This window comes from Micromonospora sp. WMMD956 (genome assembly GCF_029626125.1).
GTDB lineage: Bacteria > Actinomycetota > Actinomycetes > Mycobacteriales > Micromonosporaceae > Micromonospora > Micromonospora carbonacea.
The window spans coordinates 3467107-3492300 of record NZ_JARUBI010000005.1 but is presented as its reverse complement, the minus strand read 5'-3'; the positions used below and the strand labels follow the sequence as shown (position 1 = coordinate 3492300).

Annotated in this window: 25 protein-coding genes; 8 read left to right on the top strand and 17 right to left on the bottom strand. The window is 70.4% G+C overall.

What is annotated here, in order from left to right; translation table 11 throughout:
• The first annotated feature begins 59 nt into the window (after positions 1–59).
• The gene (locus tag O7628_RS16070) at positions 60–1316 is read left to right on the top strand and encodes a hypothetical protein (RefSeq protein ID WP_278131568.1); all 1257 of its coding nucleotides are present in this window, start codon (positions 60–62) and stop codon (positions 1314–1316) included.
• A gap of 316 nt (positions 1317–1632) precedes the next feature.
• Positions 1633–2454: an SAM-dependent methyltransferase gene (locus O7628_RS16065; RefSeq protein ID WP_278131566.1), complete on the top strand. Its 822-nt coding sequence runs from the start codon at positions 1633–1635 to the stop codon at positions 2452–2454.
• Between the two features lie 350 nt (positions 2455–2804).
• Here O7628_RS16065 and O7628_RS16060 read toward each other — a convergent pair whose 3' ends face one another.
• The 15 genes from O7628_RS16060 to O7628_RS15990 form a co-directional block, all read right to left on the bottom strand.
• Positions 2805–3449, bottom strand: coding sequence for a TIGR02466 family protein (locus O7628_RS16060; RefSeq protein ID WP_278131563.1), 645 nt, complete (start codon positions 3447–3449; stop codon positions 2805–2807).
• 15 nt (positions 3450–3464) lie between these two features.
• Entirely contained in the window at positions 3465–4700 is a 1236-nt protein-coding gene (locus tag O7628_RS16055; RefSeq protein WP_278131561.1) for an MFS transporter, read from the bottom strand.
• The gene (locus O7628_RS16050; protein WP_278131558.1) at positions 4697–5803 is read right to left on the bottom strand and encodes a crosslink repair DNA glycosylase YcaQ family protein; all 1107 of its coding nucleotides are present in this window, start codon (positions 5801–5803) and stop codon (positions 4697–4699) included. The genes O7628_RS16055 and O7628_RS16050 overlap by 4 nt, the downstream gene beginning before the upstream one ends.
• On the bottom strand, positions 5796–6473 hold the full coding sequence (locus tag O7628_RS16045; RefSeq protein WP_278131556.1) for a hypothetical protein: 678 nt from the start codon (positions 6471–6473) through the stop codon (positions 5796–5798). The genes O7628_RS16050 and O7628_RS16045 overlap by 8 nt, the downstream gene beginning before the upstream one ends.
• Before the next feature lie 73 nt (positions 6474–6546).
• Entirely contained in the window at positions 6547–7590 is a 1044-nt protein-coding gene (locus tag O7628_RS16040) for a YncE family protein (protein WP_278131554.1), read from the bottom strand.
• A gap of 325 nt (positions 7591–7915) precedes the next feature.
• Positions 7916–8860 carry an HAD domain-containing protein gene (locus O7628_RS16035; RefSeq protein ID WP_278131552.1) on the bottom strand — a complete coding sequence of 315 codons (945 nt, stop codon included), beginning with the start codon at positions 8858–8860 and terminating at the stop codon, positions 7916–7918.
• Positions 8857–9030, bottom strand: a complete 174-nt coding sequence (locus O7628_RS16030; RefSeq protein WP_278131551.1) for a hypothetical protein — start codon at positions 9028–9030, stop codon at positions 8857–8859. Before O7628_RS16030 ends, O7628_RS16035 begins: the two co-directional genes overlap by 4 nt.
• Positions 9031–9133: 103 nt before the next feature.
• Complete coding sequence (locus O7628_RS16025) at positions 9134–10771, bottom strand: VWA domain-containing protein (RefSeq protein WP_278131550.1); 1638 nt, start codon at positions 10769–10771, stop codon at positions 9134–9136.
• A 10-nt stretch (positions 10772–10781) separates the two neighbouring features.
• A complete protein-coding gene (locus tag O7628_RS16020; protein ID WP_278136321.1) occupies positions 10782–11888 on the bottom strand; it encodes an AAA family ATPase in 1107 nt (368 codons plus the stop codon).
• A 458-nt stretch (positions 11889–12346) separates the two neighbouring features.
• The gene (locus tag O7628_RS16015) at positions 12347–13438 is read right to left on the bottom strand and encodes a DUF4314 domain-containing protein (protein ID WP_278131548.1); all 1092 of its coding nucleotides are present in this window, start codon (positions 13436–13438) and stop codon (positions 12347–12349) included.
• A gap of 68 nt (positions 13439–13506) precedes the next feature.
• Positions 13507–14178: a hypothetical protein gene (locus O7628_RS16010; protein WP_278131546.1), complete on the bottom strand. Its 672-nt coding sequence runs from the start codon at positions 14176–14178 to the stop codon at positions 13507–13509.
• Between the two features lie 101 nt (positions 14179–14279).
• Positions 14280–15368: a M23 family metallopeptidase gene (locus O7628_RS16005; protein ID WP_278131544.1), complete on the bottom strand. Its 1089-nt coding sequence runs from the start codon at positions 15366–15368 to the stop codon at positions 14280–14282.
• Positions 15365–15916, bottom strand: a complete 552-nt coding sequence (locus O7628_RS16000) for a hypothetical protein (RefSeq protein ID WP_278131543.1) — start codon at positions 15914–15916, stop codon at positions 15365–15367. Before O7628_RS16000 ends, O7628_RS16005 begins: the two co-directional genes overlap by 4 nt.
• 99 nt (positions 15917–16015) lie before the next feature.
• Entirely contained in the window at positions 16016–16816 is an 801-nt protein-coding gene (locus tag O7628_RS15995; protein WP_278131541.1) for a hypothetical protein, read from the bottom strand.
• Positions 16798–17055, bottom strand: coding sequence for a hypothetical protein (locus O7628_RS15990; RefSeq protein WP_278131539.1), 258 nt, complete (start codon positions 17053–17055; stop codon positions 16798–16800). The genes O7628_RS15995 and O7628_RS15990 overlap by 19 nt, the downstream gene beginning before the upstream one ends.
• Positions 17056–17237: 182 nt before the next feature.
• Here O7628_RS15990 and O7628_RS15985 point away from each other — a divergent pair, with 182 nt between their 5' ends.
• The 6 genes from O7628_RS15985 to O7628_RS15960 all read left to right on the top strand — a co-directional run bounded on the left by O7628_RS15985 (position 17238) and on the right by O7628_RS15960 (position 22544).
• The gene (locus tag O7628_RS15985) at positions 17238–18071 is read left to right on the top strand and encodes an IS5 family transposase (RefSeq protein WP_278127551.1); all 834 of its coding nucleotides are present in this window, start codon (positions 17238–17240) and stop codon (positions 18069–18071) included.
• A complete protein-coding gene (locus O7628_RS15980; protein WP_278127552.1) occupies positions 18068–18487 on the top strand; it encodes a hypothetical protein in 420 nt (139 codons plus the stop codon). The genes O7628_RS15985 and O7628_RS15980 overlap by 4 nt, the downstream gene beginning before the upstream one ends.
• 78 nt (positions 18488–18565) lie before the next feature.
• Positions 18566–19258 (top strand): hypothetical protein, encoded by a 693-nt coding sequence (locus tag O7628_RS15975; RefSeq protein WP_278131537.1) that lies wholly within the window; start codon positions 18566–18568, stop codon positions 19256–19258.
• Complete coding sequence (locus O7628_RS15970; RefSeq protein WP_278131536.1) at positions 19252–20394, top strand: hypothetical protein; 1143 nt, start codon at positions 19252–19254, stop codon at positions 20392–20394. Before O7628_RS15975 ends, O7628_RS15970 begins: the two co-directional genes overlap by 7 nt.
• Positions 20385–21602 carry a hypothetical protein gene (locus O7628_RS15965; RefSeq protein ID WP_278131533.1) on the top strand — a complete coding sequence of 406 codons (1218 nt, stop codon included), beginning with the start codon at positions 20385–20387 and terminating at the stop codon, positions 21600–21602. Before O7628_RS15970 ends, O7628_RS15965 begins: the two co-directional genes overlap by 10 nt.
• Positions 21603–22544, top strand: a complete 942-nt coding sequence (locus O7628_RS15960; RefSeq protein ID WP_278131531.1) for a hypothetical protein — start codon at positions 21603–21605, stop codon at positions 22542–22544.
• A gap of 16 nt (positions 22545–22560) precedes the next feature.
• On the opposite strand, the gene O7628_RS15955 is transcribed toward O7628_RS15960, so the two are convergent.
• Entirely contained in the window at positions 22561–23205 is a 645-nt protein-coding gene (locus O7628_RS15955; protein ID WP_278131530.1) for an MBL fold metallo-hydrolase, read from the bottom strand.
• A gap of 1259 nt (positions 23206–24464) precedes the next feature.
• Positions 24465–25190 (bottom strand): hypothetical protein, encoded by a 726-nt coding sequence (locus tag O7628_RS15950; RefSeq protein ID WP_278131529.1) that lies wholly within the window; start codon positions 25188–25190, stop codon positions 24465–24467.
• Between the last annotated feature and the right edge of the window lie 4 nt (positions 25191–25194).

Genomic DNA, 25194 nt, shown 5'->3' with positions numbered 1-25194 from the left:
CTCCGTCGCGGGATACGAATCACCGGCCGGAGCGCGTACGAACACCCACCGGCGTCCCGGTGACCCGCGACGACCTCGACGCCGACGTCCTCAAAGCGGTCAGGCGCGCCGCCTGGACCCGGCAGGCCTTCTACGCCCTCGTCCTAGCCGTAGCCCTCATCGGGCAGGTCACCGGCGCCGCCCAAACCCTCGACGTCCCGCTGATCATCGCGATCCCCGCCGTCGCCACCCTGGAACTCGGCGGCGTCGTGGTCATGGCCGACGCCAACGTCAGACGCCGCCTCGGCGAACGGGCCCTCGCCTCCCGCCTACTCTCCGCCGCGATCGCCGCCAGCGCGGTGACCTTCAACTGGGCCGCCCACCCCGACCACCTCCTCGGCGGCTTCTACGCCGCCATGTCCGCCCTCGGATACCTCGTCTGGCTCCTCCACGCCGGCAACCAACGCCGCGACCGACTCCGCGCCACCGGCAACCTCCCACCCACACCACCCGCATACGAAGTGATCGGGCACTGGCTCCGCCACCCCGCCATCACCCTCCGAGCCCGCACGATCGCCAAAGCAGACGGCCTCGACCTCTACGACTCCCTACGCCACGCCCGCGCCACCATCGAACGGGAACACCGCAACGCCGCGATCGCCAAGGTGCTACACCGCAAGATCCGCGCCGCGCTGGACACCACCACGGCCGACATCGCCGTCCGGGTGTACGACCTCGACGAAGTCGCCGACCGCCTCACCGCCACCGCCGACTACAACGAAATCACCAACCTCCTCGCCGCAGACCTCACCCCGAAACGGATCATCACAGCCGACAACGCCAGAGGCCGTCGCTGGTTGAGCCGAGAAGGTCACGTCCCAGCGCCTCGGGCACCTGAGCCCCGCTCGTTTCCGCCGTCACCGTCCAGCTGGCTCACGGCGGCAACGTCAGCTGATGAGCAGCAGGTCTCGGAACCAGAGCCGGACCGAAGCCCAGTCCCCGATCCCAAGGACGAGCAGCCCCTGCAAGCCGAGAGTCGCAGCAGCGTCCCACCGCAGGCCGTGCCCGCAGCGGACGAAGCGATTGGCGCGGACGGCAGAGATGTTGCTGGCGACGATGAGGTCCCGGACGTCCCCAGGGAGACTAGGGAAGCGGTGGCCTACTGGCTGCGCCGAGAACCGGACATCGAGCCTGAACGAATCGCCGAGAGAATCGGAAAGTCTCTACGATCGGTCTACCGCTACCTGCCACCGGACTACCCCAGACGGCCGGGAATCGCCAGGCAACGGACACGGCGACACCTCGGCCCCGCGCGACAGAACAGCCAGCGCGAGTGACCTCAACGGCTGCCCGCGACCGACCCGACAAACGCGAAAGGGACCGGTCTCTTACTCAAGGCCCGCAGGTGAGCTGAGCGCCCACTCGCTCAGCCCACCTTGGTCGCCGCCGAATTGCCTCGAAAGGCCGGGCGTCTCCGCGCGAGCGTGGAGGCGGGGCGCGGATCGCGGCAGATCCGGGCACCAGGCGATTCCGCCGCGCGGTGACGCGTCGACCGAACTCACTGTGGGACCGATCCATAGAGGATCTGGCTGTGGCGCATGGCCGGTGTAGGGTCGCCTGCACGAGTGGCGGCATCGTTGTACGGAGGCAGTGGTGGAACGTCGTGGCGACGATGCCCGCAGGATCGATCTGCGAACGGACCGGGCGCACGGCGCACGAATCTACGACTACATCCTGGGTGGCAAGGACAACTTCGCCGCCGACCGCGAGGCCGGCGAGAGTTCGTTGCGGATCTGGCCCGCGTTGCGGGTCCACATGCAGGCGAACCGGTCCTTCATGCACCGGGTGGCGCGTTTCCTGGCCGCCGAGTGCGGGATCCGGCAGTTCCTCGACATCGGCACCGGGCTGCCGACATCACCGAACCTCCACGAGATCGTGCAGGCGGTCGATCCGGCCGCACGGGTGGTCTATACCGACAACGACCCGCTCGTGCTCGCGCACGCCCGTGCGCTGATGGTCGGGACGGCGCAGGGACGCACGGCATACGTGGCGGCGGACATGCGCGATCCCCAGACGATCATCTCCGCGCCGGAGTTCCTGCGGACCCTCGACCCGAGCCAGCCGGTGGGGCTGCTGCTGATCGCGATCGTGCACTTCATCGAGGACGACGCGGAAGCACTACAGGTCGTACGGCAGGTCTTGGACGTGCTGCCGGCGGGCAGCTACCTGGCGATGTCCATCGCGACCGACGAGTTCGACCCGATCCCGCTGGCCGAGGTCCAACGGCAGTACAACAGGCTCGGTGAGACCCTCGTCTTCCGCGACCGTGCCACGGCGCTGCGGTTCTTCGACGGCTTGGACATCGTCGAGCCGGGGCTGGTCCAGGTCCACAAGTGGCGTCCGGACGGATCCGAGGCCCCAGGGATTGCGGACAAGGACATCGCCATGTACGGGGCGGTCGCGCGCAAGGCATAGGCCTGCCTACCCGGCCTTTAGTCCGCCTGCGGGCGGACTGAAGGCCCGATCATGAGGAGGGGAGAGTCAGGCCGCCACAGTCTCCTGCGTGTGTTCACCGCGAGCTGAGCGCGACGGAGGTCAAGGCCTTCCGAGGGCGACAGTTCCCTGGCTACTGGCCTGCGTGCGATCGTGGAGTTCGGGCGAGCTTGATGGCAATCCATGCGCAGGGCCGGGGTCCTTCTTGACGGCGCTACCGCCGTCCGGACCGCCTGCGATCGAGGACGAGTAGATGCGAGGACTTGACTGGCTGCCCAACTCACTACTGGCTCCGCCGGTATGTTCACTGTCCGTGATACACGAAGGTCGAGCTACTTTATCTTGTAGCCGAGGTTCCAGGAGATCGAGATGCGCAGGCCGTCTCCGGTGAATTCGGGTACCGCGTGCTTGACCCAGCCGGGAAACAGCAGTAGCTCGCCGGGCCTGCACCGTAGCCGGACACGGCTGCCTTCGCCGGCGATGGTGATGCCGGGGTCATAGTAGTCGACGTGTGCGCGTGGGTCGATCAGGTCCAGCTCGCACGCGTCGGGTGCTTGGACGTAGTAGATGGCGGTGAGTGCGGTGTTGGGGTGGAAGTGGGCCTCGTGCTGGTCGCCCGTGCGGTAGATGCTGGCCCAACTGCTGCCCACGACGACTTCGAAGTCGGGCAGGTCGGGTCGTTGCTGGCGGCCGAGCGTCTGAACGAACTGTTTGGCTATCTGCAGCACCCAGGCGCTGAGGGCTTCAACGGTTGGGTTGTCCCACTGCATGAGGTCGGACAGGGTCTCGGTCTTGTAGGTGTACTGGTTGCCGGTGGTGTCGGCCTTGGCCAGTACCAGTTCGGCGAGTTGTCCGTTGATGATCTCTGCGTAGGGGCGGGGGATCCGAGCTACTGGGGTGGCGAAGGTCTGGGCGATCACCGCCGGTGAAGTCGGGATGGCGTCGGCGAGGTCGTCGTGCTGGTGGGTTGCCGTCACGGGTGTCCTCCTGGTTCATGCGGCGGGTTGTGCCGTTGCTGGTTGCGGTGAGGAGGTGTGGGGTGGGGTGGGCTGTCGGGTGATGCGGAGGGTGCCGAGGGTGCCGAGGGCAGCGATGAGGGCGAAGACGGCGGCGACGGCGGTCGGGGTGAGAGTGGTGACGAGCAGGCCGCACAGGGCGGCACCGGCGGCGGATCCGATGTTGTAGCCGGAGCCGAGCCAGGCGTTGGCTTCGGTGAGTTGACCGGGGTGGATGCGTTCGTCGACTAGGAGATAGCCCACGACGAACATGGGTGTCATGGCCGCGCCGGCAAGGAAGATGGCGGGCAGGGTCAGCACCGTCGAGGCAGTGGGAATGAGTAGTGCTACTCCGAGTGTGTAGCAGGCGGTGATGACGCCGTACTTGCGGCGCAGCGGCAGGTTCCATCGCAGCCGCCCGTAGACGAGGCCCGCGATGACGCCGCCGAGGGAGTAGGCGGCGAATCCGTATCCGGAGGTGGCTATGTCGCCGGAGGCCTTGGCGAGTGCGGGAAGGAGCACGCCGAGACCGCCGCCGACGGCGCCGAGGGCGAGGATGGGAATGACGATGCCCTGTCCGTCGGCCAGACGCATCACCGACCGGCGGGACCTGGCGCGGCCGTCGCTGGCTTCGGCGGCTGCGGTCGGGGTTGTGCTAGTGCCGGCGAACAGGGCAATGCCGAGTGTGGCGGGAATCAGCAGAAGAGCACCGAGTGGCAGCACCCACCGTGGTGAGATCGCGCCGAGCGCGAGCGCGGTAACCAGGGGCGCCACGACGAAGGTCATCTCCTCGACGATGGAGTCGAGCGCGTGGATCTGCTGAAGTTGGTCCTTGTCCTTGACCAGTCGGGACCAGCAGGTGCGTACCGTGGCGCCGATCGGTGGGGCGGTGGCACCGGCGAGGGTGATCGTTGCGATCGCAGCGGGCCACGCAGCGGTGTCGATCATCAGCACTGTCGTGACCACTAGGAGCACGTGCACGGCAGCCATGAGGGGCAGGACGCGCGGACCGTGGCGGTCGGTGAGTCTGCCGCGCAGGGGGGCTAGGAACGCGATGGCGGACATCAGCCCGGCTGAGGCGATGCCTGCGGCGAGGAATCCGTGGGCGGTGGAGAACGCTACGACGGTGGAGAACGGCACGATGCCGTAGGCGAGCCGGCCGAGGGTGCCTGCGGCCAGGACGGGAGGAATGCCGGGCAGCCGTAGCGTGGCGAGGTATCCGGGGCGGGTCATCGGCTGCTGCCTGCGGTCGCTGGTTCGCTGAGGCGGGCGCTGGCCCATGCGGCGGCGGTGTGGGCGGCGTGCCGCAGCCGGTCGGGATCGTGGCCGTCTATGAGCTGCTGCCCTTCCAAGTGGGCGGTGCCTTTGCTGGCGCGTAGGGCGATCCGGCCGATGATGTCGGTGCCGGCAAGTACGGGCATGCCGAAGTAGCCGCACTCTCGCTGTGCTGCGGGCTTGTATGCCTCGAGGACGTAGTCCACGCCGAAGAGGCGACGGGCTCGGGGTCGGTGCCAGATCAGGGAGTCGAACGGCGACAGCGGCGTGCACGCGTCGTCGTCCAGCGGTATCTGCTGCCGGGCTGCGGAGGTGATCCACGCCGGTTCGGTCCAACCCTGCACAGCTACCGGCTCGGCGTCGGGTATGTCGCGCAGGGCGGCGGTGACGGCGGATTTGGGCAGCCGGAAGTAATCGGCGATGTCGTCGGCGGTGCCGATGCCGAGGGCCCGTAGCGCGAGACCGGTGAGGTAGTGGAGGCAGGTGGCGTCGTCGGGGTCGTGCTGTAGTGACGCGGGCAGCACATCGGCGACGGGTTGGTAGAGGCGGCTGAATCGGCGTCGGGCGACGCACACGAATTCGCCGGTGGCCAGCAGCCATTCGGCGGCCCACTTGGCCGGGGCGCTGCGGTACCAGCCGCTTCCCTTCGCGCCGCCGAGATCGGTGACGGTCATGCCGCCGCTGGCGGTGACGGCGGCGCGGACGGCGTCGCAGGCGGCCGGGTCAACGGCAGGTCCGCTCCATCCGCCGGCCTGGAATCGGCGACGGCGTAGGGCGAAGTACGGCCACAGTTCCAACGGCAGCACACTGGCGGCGTGCCCCCAGTACTCGAACTGCGTTGGTGTGGCCCGCTCGTCGAGGAAGCTTTGTGCAGCTTGGTCGGCGACGCCGCGGGCGAGCAGCACCAGTTCATGGGAGCGCCGGACCACCTGGATGGTGTCCAGTTGGATCGTCGCACGGGCCCTCAACACCGCCGTAGCGTCAGTGTGCGGATGCGCGAGGTGCAGCCCTTGCGCCGCGACGGCGACGACGCGGGCCTCGGCCTGGCTGATCTCAAGCATCCGATGCCTCCGGTGCGGCGACGGCCGCTTGTAGTGAGTCGGGGTGCAGCAGCACCAGCCGGGCGATCGGATCGCCGCGGCGGATGCTGACCGGGTGCCGCGGGGCAACGGCGATGGAGAACCCGCCCTGGCTGGTCATGGCGTTGACAGTCTTCGCCGGTATCACCCCGACCGGCACCTCCAGTTCCGCTATCGGCCCGCCGATGACCAGTACGAAGTAGCGGTCCGGCACGCGCACGCTCCAGCCCAGCCGCCATTCGACTGTGCCGTACCCGTTGGGTAGAAACATGCTCTCCCAGCCGGCGGACGTTTGGAAATCATGGAAGCGCAGCCAATCCGTGTCGCGGGTGGCGATCCAGTCGGTGCCGCGTCGCCACAACTCGCTGCGGCCGATCTTGGAGGCGACGGGGCGAAGGTCCTCTTCCTCGGGCATGCTGAAGTCGATGTCTTCTACCGGCGTCATCCGCATGGTGACCGGCGAGCGGATCATCCAGCCGAGTTCCTGGCCGAGAACCCACGGGGGGCACTCCACTGGCAGCCGGGTGATTCGTTTGTAGCGGAAGTGGTCCTGGTAGAGGTCACGCTCGTCGCGGGCGGCTTTGCGGTCCACCCGGTGCGGCTGCGGAACCAGCGCCCATGGTTGGACCTGTGTGAACGCGACTTCGACCATGTTCTCTTCCTCTTGTGCGGGCAGCGTCGCGCCCGCCCCGATGCAGGTGGCATCGAAGCGGGCGCGGGGTGGATCAGGCTTCGACGTAGTCCAGCCGTCGCTGCCGTTCCTGCTCGGAGATCGTGTCGAGGTCGAACATCGTGACGCTGCACGGCCCGTACCCGACGTGGATCTCCTCGTAGGCGAACTCGCCCTCCTGCCGGTCCAGCGGGGCGGTCTTGAGGTCCACCATCGTCAGCGTGTTCGGCCCGTAGTCCGGCCCCTCGGGGTCGCGGTGGTACGCCCTCGCGAAGTTGCTGCAGTAGACGGTGAAGTCCTGGTGGTCCACGACCACGCCACGAGGGCCGGGGCCGACGGGGATGTGGCGGGTCACCTGCAGCGTCTCCACGTCGATGACGTAGATGCGGCTCACCGTCTCCACGGTGACCAGCGCGTACTTGCCGTCGGTGCTGAACGCCACCGCCCGGCCGCCGATGTGCCCGAGGTCGACGCGGTGCACTTCGTCGGTGGTTACGTCGATCACGGTGCAGTAGGTCGCCTGCGTGTTCGCCACGAACACCCGCGAGCCGCTTGGGTCGATGTTGAGGCTGTAGGGGTGCGCCTCCACGTCCACGGGAATCTGCTCGACCTCGCGCACCGACTCGACGGCTCCCTGGGACAGACCGCTGATGTCGATCTTGCTGACGTAGCCGTCGCCCCAGACGCACACGTACGCGTAGGCGCCATCCTTGGTGATCATCATGTGGCGCGGGTCGCGACCCATCGGAATCTGGGTTAGCTCGACGTTGAGCTCCAGGTCCACGATCGACAGGCTGTTCGATCCGGAGTTGCTCACCAGCGCGTACTTTTCACCAGGCACGATGCCCAGGCCCCGCGGCGCGAAGCCGACCTCGATGCGACGCACCTCGCGCAGCGCGACCGCGTCAATCTCGGAAATGGTGTTCTGGCTGGTGTTGCAGACGAAGCCACGCCCGCTAGCCGTGAACTTCACGCCCCCACGCGGCGCGTTGCCGACCCGGATCTGCTTGACCGTCCGGTGCTCGCCCGGTCCGGTCTTCGCGACGACCGAGACGACACCGTCGTCGGTGTCGGTCGAGAAGAACTGCACATTTCGCACCACTAAACCTCCAAGTGTCTAGCGTCGACATGTTGAACCGACCCTAGGAGAGGCCACGAGAGTAATCAAGGGGTCACGAAGAGTTCTCAGGTCGCGTATCCTGGGTGTCTGCTCATGCCACGGTGAGACCCCGGCCGACACGAACGGGGGTCTGTCGTTGTCGGTCAAGACCGACCGCTTCTGCTCTGTCTCAAGCTTTCGATAAACCCGTCTCCTACTCGAAGCGCCGTGCATGGCCTGAGCGTCTCTCCGCTCAGCCCATGCACGGACGCCGCCGGTATACCTTGCCGATCGGATCAGCGCTCGGTGACGCAGTCCGGTGTTCTCAGCCGTTCGTCGGGTCCTCGCCGGGCGGGTCGACCTCGATGAATCCGAAGAGCCGTTCGATTACCTGGAGGGCCTGGGTGGAATAGCGGTCGGCGAATCCCCGGCAGATAGCGGGCTTGACATCTGCATCCCGGTGGTAGGGCAGGGTGTCGTGGCAGACGACGAACGACTCGTTCTGCCGCGCCTCGGCCACCAGATCGCGCAGGCGCCCTTCGGTCAGGTGCATCGGGTTGCCGGGGCGGAAGATGCACGTAGCGCACTGGCGGGACAGCAGTCGGGACTTGCGCAGCACCGGGTCGCCGACGCTGAGGTTCCAGCCCTCGTCTGGTGAGGCATCGTCTTCATCAGGTGCTGTCGGGCAGGGCAGGGCGCCGCCTGGAACCTGGGGCAGTCCACCGTCGGTGGTCGTCTGGTCGAGCCAGCGGGTGATCTGGTCGATGTGCTCGCGTTGCAGGCCGGTGATGCTGTTGACGGGGACCAGCAGCGTGTTGGTGCCTCGGGCGGTGCGGTCGTCGGCCTCGGCGTGGTCCCGGCCGCCGAATTCGTCGTCGAGCACGGCCACGGGGCGTTCGCCGATGGCGTGGTACAGGGCGGCGAGTTTGAGTTGGCGGCCGAAGCGTATGCCGCCCGGTCCGGTGTCGATGACGGGCAGGTCGGTGGGGAGGCCGAGGCGGGGTGCGATCCAGGTGGCGGCGATCGTGCCCCAACTGGTGCACCAGACGAGGTCTGTGCGGCGGGCGAGTTCGGTGAGCCAGGTGCCGTGGTCGGGGTGCAGCCACACCTCGCCGCAGACGTGCCGGCCGGTGGGGTCGGGGCCGTCGTAGTGGTGCCGGTGGTAGCCGAGGTGGCGTGCGGTGGGCGGGTGGTCGGGGTTGAGGACGCCGTCGACGTCGATGGCGACCACCGGCCGCGCCTGGTCGGCTGCGGTGCGCGTCGGGTTCATCGGGCCTCGATTCCGCCAGCTCGGTCCATCGGCAGGACCGCCCGCCGGGTGTGGTGTCCCGACGGGGATAGGCGCCACATCGCAGCGGCCTGTCGGTCGGTGAAGAAGCCGACGAGGTTGTCGCGGTTGCGAGGATCCACATCGGGAAGGGTCGTCGTGCTGTCGGGCATGCTGCTCTCCGTTTCGAAGCGTGCGGGGGGATCCAGCGGCGGACCTTGTGGGCCGGCGGGGATCGGCTCCCGGCGCGTGGGCGGGAGCCGATTCCCGCCGGATTCAGGCCCCGTTCAGGGCGTCGATGGCGGCGTGGCCAATGAGGTTGACGCAGGTGGTGGGGTCGTCGACGGTGATGGTGGTGGTGTGGTCGTACACCCGGGGTGGCCAGCTTTCGTTGGCTGGTGCGAGCCACAGGACGGCGCAGCCGGTGTGGTGGAGTCGGGTGATGGTGGCCTGGGCTTCGTCGGGGTTGACGTAGTGGCCGGCGGAGACGACGACGAGTAGCCGTGCGGTGCCGGGGGCGGACAGGTGTAGGAGCCGGTCGGCTTCGGCGCAGGCTTCGACGAACCGTTCGGTGCCGGCGTCGGCTCGCATGTCGCGGACCTTCACGGGACGGCGGCCGGGTGGGATGAGCACGGTGATCCGGTCGCCGTAGGCGAGGGTGGCGGTGGTGGCTCCGGCGCGGGTGGCGGCTTGGGCGACGATCCACGCCGCCGAGGACATGGGTTTCGCGAAGTCGGTCATCGACCCGGACGCGTCGATGAGGATGCCGACGGTCAGTTCGGGGTCGGGGACCGGGCGGCGGACGGTGCGTTGCCAGGGCTGGGCGGTGGGGATGGCGCCGGCTGCGCGTTGGGCGGCGAGGGTGACCGCGGCGCGGGTGCGCAGTCGTCCGGGCGGTGCGGTGCTGGGTTCGCGGGTGCGGGCGGGTTCGCGGTGGCGGGCGCGGCGTAGCAGGGTGGTGAGTCGGTTGGCGGCGTGGCGTTCGGCGTCTGCGGGGTCGCGTTCGGTCCAGGTGATCGGCACGTCGGTGTCGACGTGGATGCCGGGCACGTCGGTCCGGGGCCCGCCGCGCCGGGGGTCGGGCGTGTCGGCGGGGTTGTGCAGGATGGCGTCGAGGGCGGCGGCGATGGCCGCCGCGATCGTGCTGGTGGCCGCGTCGTCGGCGGGTAGGCCAGGGCTGGTGGTGGGGTCGATGCCGAGTAGGCGGCACCATCGTTCGCCGAGGTCGATCATCCGTGTGGTGTCGGTGTCGACGACGGTCTGGGCTTCCCGCCAGATGTCGCGTAACCCCTTGAGGAGCTTGCGGCCGAGAACCTTGGTGATCAGGCGTCGCGGTGTGCGGACGTCGGCGGGGTAGAGGATCTTCGCGTCGACGCGGGCGAGGAGCAGTCCGGCGGCGTAGGCGGCGCTCCACGTGGTGTCGGTGGGGGTGTCGGTGGGGTCGATGATGCTGGTGATGGCGCGGCGTAGCCACCGTCGGTCGCGGGGTCGGGTGTCGCGATAGCGCCGTTCGACGCGGGATTCCTCCAGTAGGAGCGCGGCCTCCCGAACGACGGGGGGCACGCCGGGCGGCGGATTCCACGTGGAGTGGATGACGTGGGCGCACTCGTGCAGCAGAACCCCGTAGGCGACAGGGGCCTTCGACCGGTGGGCGGGTCGGCGGGGGTCGGCGATCGTCGGGTCAGCGACAAGGTCGGCGTCAATGTGGATCTGCGCGGTGGCGGGGTAGCTGAAGCCGGGTGGGCCGCCGGCGGCCGGGGTGACGGTGACGTGGGCGTCGGCCCGTCCGGTGATCCGGGCGGCCTGCTTCGTCCAAGCTGCCGACCACGGATCCCAGGGTGACGCCGCCGGGGGTGGAGTCGTAGTGGCTGGACTGGGCCCGGAGGTGCTCAGGTGCGCGGAGACGCTGGTCATGACGGTTTCCTCACTTCTGCTTGCCGAGGGTGAGGGGCGTGATGGTGGTGCCGCGATAGGCCCGTTGGAGGGCTTCGACGACGGCTGGGCGATCGGGTTCGGGTGCGACCGCCGCGAGGTTGGCCACGGCGGCGGGCAGCCCGAGGCTCGCGGCGACGCGCTTGAACGCGAGCAGTTCACGCAGCTGCGGTGCCCAGTCGATCTCGTGCTTGCGCATCCGCTGGTTGAGGGCGATCGCCGCGTCGATGGCGCCGTTCGGGACGCCGAGGGACCGGGCGAGGTCGAAGTCGGTGGTGACCTCGATGTGCACGGCGAAGCGGGAAGCGAGGGCCTCGGTGAGGATCGCGCCGTGGACGCCGGGGTTGTGGCCGGCGCAGACGAAGAACCCGGCGGCGGCGGTCACGATCTCGTTGTGGTGCGCGGCGATGGTGACCGTCCCCCGGCCGTCCATGGCCGGGTAGAGGGCGGCCAGGACGCGGGGTGGGATGAGGGTGGCGTCGTCGATGAACAGGGCGCGTCCTTGACGCATGGCGGTGATGAGGGGGCCGTAGGTGAACTCGAAGCCGCCGTCGGGTAGTGGCACGTAGTTGCCGACGAGGTCTTCGACGGTGGTGTCGCCGTGGCCGGCGACGGTGATCGCGTCGGTGTAGGCGGCCTCGATGAGGCTGGTCTTCCCGGTGCCGGGCGGTCCGTAGAGCAGGACCGGGATGTTGTCGCGTCGCAGCCGGCGCAGCACCCGTACGTCGGTGTCTTCGCCGAGTTGCCGGGGCAGGTACCAGACCCCGTTGGGCCGTAGGACGGCGCCGGGACGCGGCGGGACCGGGCCGGTCGGGGCAGGCACCGGGGTGGCAGGTGCCGGAGGCGTGCCGGTGGTGGCGGTGGTCGAGGGGGCGCGGCTGGCACCGGCTCCGGCGGCGAACGCGTCGATGCCCTCGGCGGTAATGGTGTAGCGGCGTGGCGACCCGCCGGACATCGTCGCCCAGCCACGGTCGACGAGGCGGTTCAGCACGGAGCCGATCGCCCCCGAGGACCGGCCGGGCAGGTGCCTGCCGAGGTCGCTGATGGAGAAGGCGCGGTGTGGTTCGGCCGCGAGCAGGGCCAAGACCGGCCCGAACATGGGGCGGGGCTTGGCCTTGGGCTTGGCGGGTCGAGCGGGCGAGGTCACCGGGCACCTCCGACGATGGCTACGGTCGGGGTGCAACCGATACCCGCGGTCCGGCAGGTGATCAAGTCGTCTGCGGGTAGTTGCGGTGCCGGCTGGTGGCCGGTCAGCGACCGGCGGGCGGGCGTGCTCGGGTGTGGCATGAGGTGCTCCTTGGCGATTGACGCCGCCGCGCGCCCCTTCCCGGGGTGCGCGGCGGCGTTGGTGGGCCACTGCGGGCGGGAAGAGCGCGCGTAGCCGTGCTCGGCTACGCGGAGCGGTGTTCAGGTCAAGCACCTACCGGGCGGGAAGGCGCGTCCGGAATCGGAACTCGCAAGCCGGCGTCCGACCCGAGCGAGGTGGCTCGGTTCCTTGCCGGTGGCCTGTCTGCGGTGGTCGTGCCGGTGTCGGTGCGGCGTGGTCGGGTCCGCGTCCTACGCCTGGTCGGGGCAGGGCAGGTCGCCGACGACCTGGTCGCATGCGTACGGGTCGACGGCCTCCCAGCACCAGATGTAGCCCATCATCACGTACCGGCCGTCGTCGTCCGGGGTGATGCGGTCGATGGCTTGCGGGTCGTTGGACAGGACACGCTGGTCGGCGACGATGACGTCGCCGTCGAAGGCCAGGTCGGCCAGGGCCTCGTCGACCCGCCGGTCCAGGTCGTTCTCCGGTACGCCTTGCTCGCGCAGGCTGTGGCGGTGCTGGTCGCGGTGCCGCCGCTGGTCGGCGACGATCGCCTCGGCCACCGGGCGGGTGCAGGAGAACACGGCCCACCCGTTCCAGTGGTCGATCAGGGTGCCCACGAACCCCACCGCGATACGGTCGTCGCCGTCCGGGCCGACGGTGCGCGCCCACTCGCCGGAGAACACGCCGACGCCGCCGATACGGACCCGGTCGGGGTGCAGGTGCGAGAGGTCGCGGCCGGTGGGGCTGGCCGCGAGACGGCACAGTTCGGCGACGCGGTCGGTAGCGGCGGTGTCGAACCCGTCGCGGTAGACGCCCATCGCCTCGTCACGCTCCTGGACGCGCAGCCCGAACCAGCCGGAGACGTCGCCGGTGGCGTCGGCGAACAGCTCCCATCCGCTGGTGTCGACCGACTCCCCCGCCCAGGTGACGTGGGGTAGGGCGTCGAGGACGGCGGGATCGCCGTCGCCGATGCCGGCCAGGATCCGACGGGCGGCCAGGCGGGTGTCGCCGCCGGCCCGGGGGCCGATGGTGTGCTGGGCCCACCGGTCGGCGGCGGTGCGGCCGGCCTCGGCACCGGCGGCGCGCATCCGCCGCAGCGCGGTGGCCCATCCGGTGGCCTCGCCGACCAGCCCGCCGGTCGGCTCCGGGGTGGTGGTGTGCTCGATGCGGTCGCCGGTGTCGAGGCACATCGACAGGGTCGAGCCGCTGTCCCAGATGACCTCGACGGTGTTGTGCCGCTGGTCGTGGCGGCGGACGGTGCCGGTGTCGCCGGGCCGCAACAGGGTGTGCGGGTCGCTGGTGTGCACCAGGGTGACGCGCTGGCCGGGCTGGTAGATCATGGTGTTCTCCGATCGGTGCAGGGACGGGCCGTAGCCGGGTCGGTGTGGGCCGCGTCGGGCGAGTGGGTTTATCGGGTGCGGTCCGTCGCGTCGCCCGTCGTGGGGGTGTGGGGTGGCCAGGGCTTGCGGACGAGGTGGTCGCCGAACATCGGGTCGGTGGCGAGCGAGGAGCCGCAGCGGGTGCAGCTGGTGGAGGTGTCGTGGCCGTAGCCGGCCATGGACGGCACTTCGACGTGGTCGATCTCGTCGACCGCGCCGCACACGGTGCACACCGTCATCTCCGGTCCGCCGTCGTCGAGGGCGGGTGTAGTGACGAACAGGTCCTCGACCGGGTCGAGGTGGTGGGCGCTGTGCCGCAGCCAGCGGCCGTGGACCGTCGCCTCGTACACCACCAGCCGCCGTTGGTCGAGGTGCAGCAGGTACAGCCACTCGCAGTCCCCGTCGAGGTCCTCCCGCAGCGAGCCCCGGCGAGTCCTGCCGTCCTCGGTGACGGCCGGGTAGCCCAGTCCCGGTACGGGCGGATGCCGGTCCCATCGCCGCGGCTTGGGGTTGACGGCGAGGCTCCACCAGTCGTGGGCCAGCAGCGCGGCGGCCATGGCGTCGGTGCTGCGGCCGAACGTGTCGGTCCAGATCCGTCGCAGCAGCGGCACCAGGACCTGCGGCTCCTCGCCGAACTGGATGCGGCGGGCGGTGTACCTGCCGCGGAACGCGGCAACGCCGATCAGTACGGGTGTACTCACGTGCCTTTCCTCCTCAGGGGTGTGTGGATAGGGGGTTGTGGCGGTCGCCCCTGCCGGGGATGGCCGCCGAGCTGGGTGGCCATGGGCCGGTGGGCGTCGCGTCAGGGCCTGGTGCGGAGCGGGGCGTTCTGCGCGGCCATGAAGGGCACCGGGTCGATCGCGCCGTTCGGGCCGGCATCGGCGTGGTGGTGCACCTCGTAGTGCAGGTGCGGGCCGGAGCTGTGGCCGGTGGAGCCGACCAGGCCGATGGGCTGGCCGGCGGCGACCGGCTGCCCGAGCGTCACCATCGGGGGTTGGTCCATGTGGCAGTAGCGGGTGAGCAGGCCGCCTGGGTGGTCGATGTCGACGTACCAGCCGCAGCCGCGCGTGAGGACGGGGTCGCCGTCGCGGTCGCAGCCCCATTCGGCGCCGGTGTCGGCGTGGACGGCGTCGCAGCGCACGGTGCGGACGGTCCCGGCGGACGCGGCGCGGATGAGGGTGCCGCGCGGGGCGCTGAGGTCGACGCCGTCATGGCCGGGCCGGTCTGCGCTGCGGAACCCCGACCCGACAGGGGCGAGGACCGGCTGCGTCCACGGGCCTGCGGCCCCGCACCCGGCCAGGCCGTCGGTGGGTAGGCCGGTGGTGTCGGCGATCGCGGTGACCAGCCGGGTGGCCGGTCCCTCCCATTTCGCGTAGGCGTCGGGGTAGGCGCTGACCTGCACGGCCTGGGCGGCCTCGGTGAGCGGCATCGCCTGCCAGCCGCCGACCGCGACCAGCTTGCGGTAAAACTTGTCCGACGCGTAGACGGGGTCCTGCAGCTGTGCGGGGGTGCCCCAGCCTTGGCTGGGGCGCTGCTGGAACAGGCCCACCGAGTCGCGGTCGCCGCCGGACAGGTTCCGCAGGGTGCTCTCCTGCATCGCGGTCGCCACCGCGACCACCCACCCGCGAGCCGGTAGGGCGAGGCGGGCGCCGGTGGTGACGATCGTGGCGGCGTTGCCGACCTGGTCGCTGTCCCAGTCGCCGCTCGCCGGCCACGCCGTCGGCGGCGCCGACGCAGGCGGCAAGGTAGACGGCGCGGCGGCGGGTGAGACAGACACGGGGATGCAGCCGGCGGCGCTGCCGCCGCCGAGGACTCCGCCGAGACCACCGGCGCAGAGGATGACCACCGCGACCACCGCCACGGCGAGCGACACCAGGGCTCGAAGCGTCATCCCGTCCTCCGGCAGCCCATGCCGAGCCGATGCCTGGGGCGGACCCGCGTGGCGGTGTGGCCGCCAGACGCGGCGTGCCACGAGAAGAGGCAAGCCGCGTGCGGGCGTCGGGCGGGTCTCTCCTCCCGCTCTGCCGGGTCCTGGAGGCGGTGGATGCCGACCGGGTCGCCGTCCCCGCTGTGCACGGTGACGGTGCCGTCGGCGGGGTTGATCAGGTAGATCCACGAGGCGCCGAGGTCGACGGCGCGATGGAGGGGGAAGACGGTGGCCGGCTCCGGATCGGTGTCGTCGAGCGTCATCCCGACGCCCGCGACGGAGTGCTGGCCAGGCAACGATTGCGTGTCCGGGGTGATGTCGGAGCGGAGGTAGGCCCAGTCGTGGGCGAGGACCGCCTCGATGAGGGCGTTGGTGTCGCGGCGTGTGGCGGTGGCCCAGATGCCGCGCAGCTGCGGGATGAGCGACGAGGGACAGCCGTCGTGGACGTAGCGGGCGCGGACGATGGCCGGGCCGGCGGGGGCGCTGACTCCGACGTAGCAGGGTGTTCCCACGGTCTTCTCCTCGTGTCGGTAAGGGTGCGGATACGGCGACGACCGCGCTGGCCGTCGAGGGCCGCGCGGTCGTCGGGTCGGTGAGATGCGGGTGTTGGGCTACCGGGCGAGGACGGCGACCTTCTCGCCGTGCAGCAGCGGCGCGTCGTCGGGGCCCTTGAGGTGGGCGTGTATCCAGATCCGGTAGGCCCGCCCGTGCTTGTCGATCAGGCGGCGCCAGTGGCCGCGCACGACGAACCGGACCCGGTAGTGCCATCGGGTGTGGCCGTCGGCGGGTTCGGTCAGGGTGGAGGTGCGGCGCAGCATCACGACGCGGGTGTCGTGCACGACGTGTGCACGGGCGGCGCGGCGGCGCGCGGGCCGGTCGAGCGGCGCTGGGGCGGCGACGCTGATGGGTTGGGCCTGGATGCGCCAGAACGCGTAGGCGATCGCCGCGCAGACACTGGTGCGGGCGGTGGCGTCGGCGATGACGTATCGCCCGTCGGGGGCGGACTCCCAGTCGCGGTCGGGCTCGTCGATGTCCGGTTGCGCGATGGCGGGCACGGGTCTCGCGATCGGCAGCAGGTCGAGGTTCGTCAGCACGTACGGGCCGAGTCGTGACAGCAGGGTGGGGTCCTGGCGGGCGTAGTCCTGGATGCGGGCGGCGTGGGGGTCGTCGGGGTCGTCGCGGTGGGCCCAGCCGCAGATCAGCCAGGACCGTCCACGGGGGGAGGTGATGGTGGCCCAGGTGATCGCGGCGATGCCGCTGACCTGGCCGGTCAGGGCGCGGTGGTAGATCGGTTCGGGCAGGTAGAGCACACCGGCGTCGGTGGGGGCCGCGTCGGCGGTGAGCAGGTCGCCGGTGAGGTCGAGGGCTTCGGCCGCCGCGGCGACGATGGCGGTCATGGCGGGGGCGAGCACGTAGGCCTCGCCCTGCGCCCATACCGTGTGCTGCTGGCGCGGTTGATCACGTCGGTGAGCCTGTGGTGGGCGGCCTCGTCGTCGCCGTGGGTTGGCGCGAGGCCCGCCCAGTTGGTCTCGACGAAGGCTCGGGTGTACTCGCTGCCGTCGATGCTGGCGCAGTACTCGTGCATACGGGTCTTCATGTCGACGGCGGCCCCCGCGTAGCCGGCGAGGGTGGTCTCGGCGCGGAAGGTCACGGAGTCCTCCTGATGGGGTTGGGTGGTGTTCGGCGGCTGCCGGGGCTAGGCCGTGTTTCGTAGGGCGCGAAGCCATTGGTTGAGAGGGTGGTTCGGTAGCTTTCGTCCAATATGGGTTTGGGCTGGCATGTGAATGTGAGCCGTGGTCGTAACCGGTAGGTCCGGCCGGCGTTGGGCTGATCATGGGTGAGCGTGCGGCGTATCCGAGTGACCTGACCGATGAGCAGTGGGCGGTGGTGGGTCCGTTCCTGCAGGCGTGGAAGGACCGGCATCCGTCGGTGTCGGGGCATCAGGGTCGCTACGAGCTGCGGGAGATCGTGAATTCGATCTTCTACCAGAACCGGACGGGTTGTCAGTGGGCGTACCTGCCGCACGATCTGCCGCCGAAGTCCGCGACGTATTACTACTTCGCCCAGTGGCGTGACGACGGCACTGACCAGGTGATTCATGATCTGCTGCGGTGTCAGGCGCGGGAGAAGGCCGGCCGTCGGGAGGATCCGACCGCGGTGGTGCTGGACACTCAGTCGATTCGGGCGGCCAACCACGTCCCGGCGGCGACGACCGGCAAGGACGCGGCGAAGAAGGTGCCGGGCCGTAAGCGGGGCCTGGCGGTGGACGCGCTGGGGTTGATCATCGCGGTGGTGGTCACCGCGGCGTCGGTCACCGACAATGCGATCGGTGTGAGGCTGCTGGACAACGTCCTCGCGCACACGCCGACGGTGACCAAGGCGTGGGTCGATGCCGGGTTCAAAGACGACGTGCAGATCCACGGCGCGGTCCGAGGTATCGATGTCGAGCAGGTCCTGCGGTCCGACACGACGGCCGGGTTCGTGCCGGTGAAGCGCCGGTGGGTGGTGGAGCAGACCAACGGCACGTTGATGCTGCACCGCCGTCTGGTCCGCGAGTACGAGAGCCGACCCGCCTCCGCGGTGTCACGCACCTGGTGGGCCTCGACGGCGAACCTCATCCGCCGGTTGACCGGCACCGCCACCACGTCCTGGCGCGACCAACGGTGACGCAGCCGACGCTGCTGGCCCTGCTCACCGAACGCGAGAACGCCGCCGGCCTGGCCGTCGAGCGGCTCCGCGCCCAGATCGCTTCCCTCGACGAGCAGCTCACCGCGGCCGAGACCGAGGTCGCCGAACTCGCCATCACCCGCAAGACGCTCCTGAGCCTGGGCGGCCCACTCGATCCGGCGGCACCTGCTGACCCGACCGTCGCCAGCCCCGCCTACCAACAGATCCTCGCCGTGTTCCACGGCGCCAACGCACCGATGCGCGCCAAGGACATCTGCCAGGCCCTCGCCGCCGGCACCACCGCGAAGGACACCGAGAATCTCCGCGCGAAGCTCAAACGCCTCGTCGCCCGCCAGATCCTCACCGAACCCGAGGCCGGACTGTTCACCCTGGCCCCGCCGACGGCGTCCGCGTAACCCCCACCACCAGGGCCGCTAACGAACCGTCAAACCCGCATCGGACAAAGCCTCCCGAACCACCCTCTCACGTCCTTCGTGGTCAGCAGCGTGCTGACGGCCTTCCTGCCGTCCTGCCCCGCGGTCGGAGTCCTAGCGGGAGTCCGGGCTGCGCTGGTCGACGCGGTCAGATCCGTGGCGGCGGACCGCCGCCTCCGACTGGCGTCCCTGGTCGAGATCAGCTATTTCCTCTGCTGCGGTGGCCTCACCACGCTGGCCGTCGTCATCGCGGAAGGCAGCATCGGGGCCGACCTCAGCGGGCTTTACGTCGGCGGGCTGGGGTTCGGCTGGCTCGTCTGTTCGCTGTTCGTGGTACGGCGGTTCGGCGGGCATCCCCGCGCACTCCTCTTGGCCGGGGCGATCGGCTGCTGCGGCGTCGGCGTGGTGCTCTGGCAGGTGGTCGCCCTGCATCCCGTGGCCTGCGTGCTCGGCGGGATGCTCGCCGGCGCGGTCAACGTCCTAATCGTCACGGCGACAACCGTGGTCTACTCCGACCGGGTCCGCGTCGACGCGATGGGTCGGGTCTTCGCCGCACGGCGCGCATGGATGAACCTCGCCCTGGCTCTGTCGCACGGCACCCTGGCCGCGCTCTCCACGGCACTGGGGCCCGGCGCCACGGCGGTGGTCGCGGGTACGGCCGCTACCCTGGCTGGTGTCGTCCTGCTGTCGCCGGCCTTGGCCCGCGGCGCGTGGCGCCCCGGTCCCGGGAACCAACCGGAGGCAGCGTGCTGAGCACGCCGGACGTGATCGTGGTGCCTCGCGCGCGGGTCGTCGGCTGGGATTTACCGTTCCCCGACGCACCGGCCCTGCCCTCGGGCCTGGCGGCCGTGGCCGCCCGGTACCTCGCGGACCCCAGGTCGGATTCGGTCGGACAGTACGCCGCGACTCGCTACTGGAAGCTCAGGCACGCCCTTCTCGGCCCGTGGTCCTGTTTCTCCTTCTGGGCCCCGGGGCTCACGGCCGACGCCGCCGCCCGGCTCGCCGATGTGGCGCGACCCGCCCCGCAACCGGAGCTGCTCCGAGCGGTGACGGCGGCGCACCTGGCCGGCGTCGCCCGCCAGCAGGCCGATCCGACGACGGCCATCCGGCGGGCCCTGCACGCGGCAGCCTGGGGCGAGCCGGAGCCGTGCGGCGGGGAAGCCGGAGCGGACGGTGTCGCGGCGATCGACTGTTCCACCCTGGCCGACTACCTCACGGAGGTCGTACCGCGCGCTGAGCTGACGGTCCTCGACGCTGCGGCAGGCCCGGTGCCGCTGAGGCCGCGCACAGCCCAGGCTGAGCGCGCGGACGACCGCCGGGTGCGGGGCGGACCGTGCGCGCTCGTCGACCGGCCCTGGTCCCAGTTCGTCGTCGGGGTACTCGTCGGCTTCGACCCGGTCGAGGTCGACGAGGTTGCTCTGGCCGTGATAAGGGAGTTGCTGGGCAGCGGCACCGACGGGCTGCTCGGGGCGGAGCTTCGCGCCGCCCGCGGCCTCGTCTACGCCGCCGGGGCTGCGGGCGGGCTGGAGCACGGTAACGCCGTGTTGTGGGCCTGCGCGAACACCGACCGCGACCACGCCCTGGACTGCGCCCGGCTGTTGGGCGAGGTGGTGGACCGCCTGCCAGCGTCGAGCGCCGACCAGTGGCAGGCCGCCGCCCGACGGGCGAAGCAGCGCGTCGTGACCGCGCTGGACCAGCCCTTCGCCCGCCTGGACGAGCACCGGCGTGCCTCGCTGGGCCAGCTCACGCTGGCGGAGGTGCACTCCTCGGCCGACGCCCGGGCCGAGGAACTCGCGTCCCGGCCGCCGGTGCCGACGGGTGGGCGGGCCCGCGCCATCGTCGGCGGCCTCGACGACGCCATCCGCGCGGGGGCCGAGGCGTGGAACTGACCGGTACGCAGGTCCGGGTCGAGGAGGAGCGGCTCGGACTGACGGAACTCGCATCGTCCGGCCTGCGCGTCCTCCTGGTGCGCGTGCCCTGGCAGCGCAGCGTGGCGGTGCACTTGCGGGTTCTGCGCGGCTCGGGCGACGACCCCTACGATCGGGCGGGCCTGGCCCACCTGGTGGAGCACGAGCGGGTCGCCCATGCTGCCACGCGTGCGCCGTCGCTTCCACCGCTCGCCGGCCGGACGGAGGTCGCCTGGACCGACTACCGGCTATGTGTACCGGCCGAACACTGGCGCGACGCCCTCGGACAGGCGTTGGCGGTTCTGCACCACGGTCGGCTGACCGACACGCGGCTCGCCCATGAGCGGCAGGCCGTCGTGGTCGAGCTGGCGCGCGCCGTGGGGCGGCCTGCGCTGCGCCTAGGTCCGCTCCTCGCCTCCGTCGCCGCCGCAGGCTCGGACCTAGCTGCGGTCGGCGCTGCCACGCCGGACTCGATACGCTCACTGACCTCAAAGGACGTCGACAATTTCCTGCGGGACGCGTACCAGCCGCAGCACTGCCTGCTGGCTGTCACCTCTCCGATCCCCGGAGCCGAGGTCGGGCGCTTCCTCAAGGCTCATCCGCCGGAACCGCCGTACCACCTGACGCTGGCGAAGCGGTCGGTGGTCGACCGCCCTCCGGCGGGTCCCGAGGCCGCCCTCTCCGGGACACTGGCCATGACCATGCTGGCCGCGCGCCCGACGGACCCTCACGATCATCTCGCCGAACGGTTGGCCCACCTGTACCTGACCGAGCCGCACGGGCACCTCGACCGGCTCTCGTCGCCGTCGGGCGGGCGGATCGTCGGGTCCGCCATGCTCGTCGGCCGGCAGGCTCGGCTAACCATGCTGAGTTGGGGCCAGGTGACCTCGGCAGCGCGGCTCGGTGCCGCCCTGCACGGCGGCCTGCGGGCTGGCGGCCCGATGGCACCGGCGGAGCTCAGCCGGCTCCGCGAGCGGTTGTACCTTGACCGGAGCTTCGAGTCGCAGACTCCCCTCGGCCTGGCGGGGCAGGTCCTCCGTGCAGCGGCCGGCGAGGACGCCCCGCCGGCACCAAGGGCCGAGCTGGAACGGGTGTCCGCCCGGCAGGTCGACCAAGCCATCGGGAGACTGAGCGAAGCGGCCGTCTTGTGGCGGATCGCCGATGGTTTACCCCAACCTTTGGAGTCGTAGATGGAAGTCCTCGCGTGGGGCCGGGGCTACTCCGGGCTCGCCCTGCTCTCCGCTCTGTGCCAACTTCCGGGAGGCCCGAGGGTGGTGGGCGCCGTCGTTGACGCTGAGGCCGCCCGCGCGGCGCGGGCCGTGTCGGCGCTACGCGGGTTGGACGTCCGCGGACACCGGGACGACGTCGAGGAGCCGGCCTTCCCAGACGCGCCGGGTCATCGCCTGCTGTCGCTCGGCCCGCCGGCCGGCTCCGGGGACCGTCCGGCGGTGCCGTCCGTCGTCGTCAGTGTGATAGGCAGCAGCATTGACCGTGGCGCGGATCCGCTGCCCTGGGCCCTGGCCGCAGGCATGGACGTGGTCACGCTCGTCGTCGATCGCGTGCCCGGGACCCGCTGCGTACACCAGCTCCGCCTGCTGCCCGAGGGGGGCCTGCGCGACGCCGGGGAGGCAGCCATCCGGTTGCTCGCTCCGTGCCTCGGCGGACCATGCGGATCGCCAGTGGAGGCTGTCCGCCTTTCAGACGGCGCGAGGCGGGAACAGCCTGCCCTTCCTTGCCTCGCGCTGCCGACCCGGCTGGACTGGTCAATGCCCACCGACCGGATTATCCGCCTTGTCCGCGCCTGGGGTCCGCCCGCGCCCGGTGCGTGGACGACGTGGCGTGAAGTCCAGCTGTTCGTGTCGTCAGCGTTCCGCGATCCGGCCCCGGGCTGGCCGGTGGCGCCCGGGACTGTCGTCGAGGCCGCCGCGACGGGCATCGTCGTGGCGGCCGTCGACGGCGCCGTCCGCATGACCGGGCTGCGGGACGTCATTGGGTCGGTCGACGGCGGCAGTATCGCTGTCGGCGACCTCCTCGGCGGAGATCCGGTTGCGGAACTGGCGCGGCTGGAGCAGCGTGTACGTGACCTGGAGTGCATCGTCCGGCGGCTTGCGGACGGCGTGGCGTTCCTCTAGCCGGCCCGACGCTGATTCACCAGCCTCGGGTGCGCCACTCCTCCAGCGCCGGCCGTTCCGCGCCCAGCGTGGTGTCGCGGCCGTGGCCCGGGTAGACCCACGTGTCGTCCGGCAGCCGGTCGAAGACCTTCGTCTTGACGTCGGTGAACAGCGACGCGAAGTCGTCGGCGTTGCCGAAGGTGTTGCCGACTCCTCCGGGGAAGAGCGAGTCGCCGGTGAACAGGTGCGGGTGGCCTCCCGGGTCGTCGTACAGCAGGGCGACGCCGCCGGGCGTGTGGCCCGTCAGCCGGATGACCTTGAGGGCGATCTCGCCGCAGCGGATGACGTCGCCGTCGGCCAGGGGCACGTCGGTCGGGACGGTGATGCCGTCCACGTCGGGTGCGCCGGCGTAGGTGCGCGCCCCGGTGGCCGAGACGACGTCGGGCAGGCCGTGCTCCCAGTGGTCCCAGTGGTGGTGGGTGGTGACCACCGCGTCGAGCCGCCCGCCGCACAGCTCCAGCAGCCGCTCCGGCTCGTTCGCCGCGTCCACCATCAACTGGGCACCCGTCGCGCGGCAGCGCAGCAGGTAGCAGTTGTTGTCGCCCGGCCCGACCGAGATCTTGTTGAGGGTCAGCGCCGTCAGCTCGCGTACCCCGGGGGCTGATCCGTCGTATTCCGCCATGGTTGGAATATAGCCCGATCACACTAAGCGACGGCGCCCTGGACCGACCTGCCCCCACCCATGCGAATCGCCGAATTGCGCTCCACCCGTGAGTACCCCCGCTCTCAAAGCCTAAGGGCTTGGAGGTGCCACCGTCACGGTGATCATCGGCGCGCTGATGGCCGTCACCCTCCTGCTGTGCCCCGCGATGCACTGCTCCCACGCCAAGATTTCCAGGTCGAGCTGCAAGAGACGTCCGAGGCCCCAGCCGTTCTCATTGGTCGCATTCTTGAGGTTGTCCTCGACCTAGGCGTGCAGGTCCAACAAGTGCTGGTCGATCACAGGCCGGCTGGTCAAAGACGATCCCCCCAGGCGTTCGATGAGTGCCTTTAGTAGATGGACTCGATCTTTATCAGCCGTGACTGCCTCGTAGACCCGGTCGGCGGGCTGGGCGTTTTCCCGGGCCTTGTCCTGGATCTTCTTGCGGAGTGCGCCGGGTGGCGATGAGGACCCAAGCTGGCGGTGGCGGTGGAGCCGTGCCGGTGCAGCTGGGGCGGAAACCTGATGTAGGGGTGTCTGCGGTGATCATGATGCTTGAATGGTCGAGCAGGATCTCAGGTCGGGCCGGACTCGTGTGCGAGCGACGCGGCCACGTTCCGCAGTCATGCACCCGCACCAGTGGCAGCCTGGCGCCTTGGCCGAGCTTGCGGAAGCGGGTGGTGGCGTAGTTCGGGTTGATCGACGGGCCGTCGGCGCGGGTGAACACGTACCCGAAGTCGTGCTGACTTGTGCCGGCTGCGGCGTGCTGGTCCCGCCGCACCTCACGACGAGCACGCCCGGCTCCGCGCCATACGCCACAACGCAGCCCGCACCGGCCTCGCACGTTCCAGCTGATCTTCGGCAAGCGATCGCAGCAAGCCCGCGAAGCGACCGGCACGCACCGGCAGAAAACAGAAAGCCGCGGGTCATCGGCCTGCGGATACCGGCGGAGCGTCCGGTTAGGAAACCGATGCTCTATCCCCTGAGCTACGGGGGCGCGAGGGCCTAGTCTAGCGACCTGGGGGTTCACCTGGGGTGGCAGGGAGTGGCCCACGTTCACCCGCGTCACCCGAACCCCCGTTTACCCAGCCCAGGACCACAGCTCGAGTCTCCATGTGGCTCCGGTTGATCTTGGTGGGCAGGGTGGATCGGCCGGCGGGAGTGGGGTCTCGTCGGCGGGGAGCGGTCTGGTTCAGGCCGCGGCGCGGATCACCGGTGCCGGTCGGATAAAGGTCTTGCGGTCACGGACAAGGGCTGTCGCCGCCGGTGATCAGGTCGGTCAGGATGGCGTCCTTGTCCCGAGCGGGCAGCCCGACGACCCAGGTGCGTAGTTGCGCAGCGGTCGGTTCACCGGAGGCGGCCGGCGCCGACCCGGCCGCCGCAGCAGCGATCAGGTCAGGGTCGATGCGCAGGAACTCAGCCAGGGCGGTGAGGACCGCGTCGAGGGTGTCCAGCCCGGCGGGGACGGGCGGTTCGGGCTCGTCGTCGGCGATGTCCTCGGACTGTACGCAGCGCAGCCAGGCCAGGTAGAGCAGGCGCAGGTCTCCGGCGGTGAGGCTGGCCCGGACCGGGATGATGGAGGTGAGTAGACCGTGGCCGTCGAGGTCCCACTCGTCGGCGCCGTCCTCGTCCTCGTCATGCAGGTCGATGATGATGTGCTTGCCGGCGGTCCACGCGGACGCGCTGTCACCCTGGCAGTACTGGGCGGCGGTGGCGGGGTCGAGCACGTGTTTCGGTAGCCGGAGCATCAGCTGGCGGGTGCCCCAGTTCGCCAGGTACAGGTGCGCGTCGAAGTACCGTTCCATCAGCGTGCGCGGGTCGCCCTTGAAGTTGCCCCACTCGTAGGTGTTCACAAAGCTGGTGGCGGTGATGTCGGCGCGGGTCGACAGCGACCGCAGCTCGGCCCGCTCCCGGCCGGTGAGGGGCCGATCGACGGCGGCGAACTCGTAGTACTGGTACTCGCTCATCGCG